The sequence below is a fragment of the Acinetobacter sichuanensis genome, from assembly GCF_003024515.2.
Classification (GTDB): domain Bacteria; phylum Pseudomonadota; class Gammaproteobacteria; order Pseudomonadales; family Moraxellaceae; genus Acinetobacter; species Acinetobacter sichuanensis.
This window is the reverse complement of the sequence record NZ_PYIX02000128.1, coordinates 1-1991: the sequence shown is the minus strand read 5'-3', so window position 1 is coordinate 1991 and position 1991 is coordinate 1. Positions and strand designations below refer to the sequence as shown.

The window sequence follows — 1991 nt, the reverse complement described above, 5'->3', positions numbered from 1 at the left end:
TCTTGAGATGGCTTATGATTGTGAATAGCCATACTCAGTGCACTACAAACAAGTTGTGCTGTCATCCGCTCACTTAAGCTATAGCCAACCACTTGTTTAGTGCAAAGGTCTTTTAACGCAGCTAAATACAGCCAGCCTTCAGCTGTCCATACATATGGGTGAGTAGACCAAGGGAATTTCACCCTTAGCCCCTCGCAGAACCGGACATGAACCTCTCAGCTCATCCGGCTCCCATTATCCAACCGATGGTAAACATCCCATTTTCCAGTGCACAAAGGCATTTGGAAAATCACGCGCAAGTCGCCCTAAGGCATATCTAGCCCGTCTTTTATGACGGGCCAAGTTTTTATACTTACGCCTCATCCAGCGTATAAGATAAGCATTCATGTGTTGCCAGATCGCTGACATTGCTGAACCATGGAATCGACCATAGTATTGCTGCCAACCTTGAAGAATTGGATTGAATATTGCAGATAAATCACTTAATTCGCGATTACACATCAGATGTAGATGCCATTTCCGAATAGTCTGTCGCATTGCTTTAAGTGCATCACGACTGACTGCAGGAGAGAAATTTACATAAACTCTTTTATACTTGTCCACAGCCTTACGGGGCCTAAACGTGTACCCGAGAAAAGTAAATTGAACATCGGGATATGCTTTACGACGATTAATATCTTGGCAATAAACAATCTTTGTCTTGTCTGGATGCAATTCGAGACCACATTCACGAAATCGTGCATCGATCTTTTGTAAAACAAGTTTGGCTTGAGATAAACTCCGACAATGAATTACGCCATCATCTGCATAACGGCAGAACCGTACACTTTGAAGATGTTTCGTAATCCACATATCAAAAGCATAATGCATAAATAAATTCGCCAATAAAGGACTCACAACACCACCTTGTGGTGTGCCGCGATTCCTTTCTAAAAGATGGCCATTTATGTGTTGCATTGGTGCTTTTAACCAACGTTGCACATATAAAAGAATCCATGGAATTTCACAGTGTTTCTTGAGTGCACGCATTAGTAAATCATGGTCGATATTATCAAAGAGACCTTTGATATCAAATTCCACAACCCAGTCATAATCCCAACTTCGTCTCCTCACTATCGCAATTGCATCATGGGCAGAACGCCCCGGACGATATCCATATGAGTTTGGATGAAATAATGGATCAATTTTCGGCTCTAATAAGAGCTTAACTGCTGTTTGCGCGACTCGATCTGCAACTGTTGGAATACCTAGTATACGCACGCCACCTGACTTCTTTGGAATCGGAACAGCCTTAACTGGCGGTGGAAAATAACTGCCAGAACAAAGTCGATTCCATAGTTTGTATAGGTTGTTCTTTAAATGCTTTTCGAATTGCTCAATAGATTCATGATCAACGCCTGGAGCGCCACCATTCTCTTTGACTTTTTTAAATGCCTCCCAGATTAACGCTTTAGGAATATTAAATGGTTTGGTCATAAAGTTTTGCTCCTCCTGCTTGCACAGTTGACAAATCCGTAGACCTGGATAATGCAACCCCTTCGCTCCATTACCATTACAGTAACTTCAACACTACTACGAGTTGCTCCGCCCCTTGGTGACGCATTGCTATTATCAGCCTTGCCTTTTGAGCTTGTGCCTTTCGCTTGACATCGCCACCGAAGGTTCCCGCAGTTCAACGTAAGAGCCTGAATTAGGATCGCGCTGCCTCTACGCCGGACACCGAATGGCCCGTAAGCAGGTAACGGCCAAACTAATCGCGGGGTAACTTCCATCCCCGGTTTTGATGTCATTTGAGTACTTTCGACACTTGAACGGCAGTTCACTGTTGTTCGCCTTCCTAATTCTTACCTGACATCTCTACGATGCCTTTTCCATAACGCTCACGACCGGGACTTTTGATCCAAGCCGCTTATGGTGGTTTGCTACCTGCTCCTGCAAGCCGATAGCGAGGGGCCATACCCTCATCTCTTACGCCGCTTGCTGCGGCACAC

At 44.5% G+C, this 1991-nt stretch carries 1 protein-coding gene and 1 pseudogene; both read right to left on the bottom strand.

The features are described from left to right. Nucleotides 1–155, bottom strand: a pseudogene (locus C9E89_RS22365) (DDE-type integrase/transposase/recombinase); the annotation flags it as partial. 79 nt (nucleotides 156–234) lie between these two features. Then, nucleotides 235–1476, bottom strand: a complete 1242-nt coding sequence (gene ltrA / locus C9E89_RS22360) for a group II intron reverse transcriptase/maturase (protein WP_004826931.1) — start codon at nucleotides 1474–1476, stop codon at nucleotides 235–237. Nucleotides 1477–1991: the final 515 nt, after the last annotated feature.

What these genes read in the sequence shown, in the direction of transcription:
- ltrA (WP_004826931.1), bottom strand. Translation starts at nt 1,476, where the DNA reads ATGACCAAACCATTTAATATTCCTAAAGCGTTAATCTGGGAGGCATTT.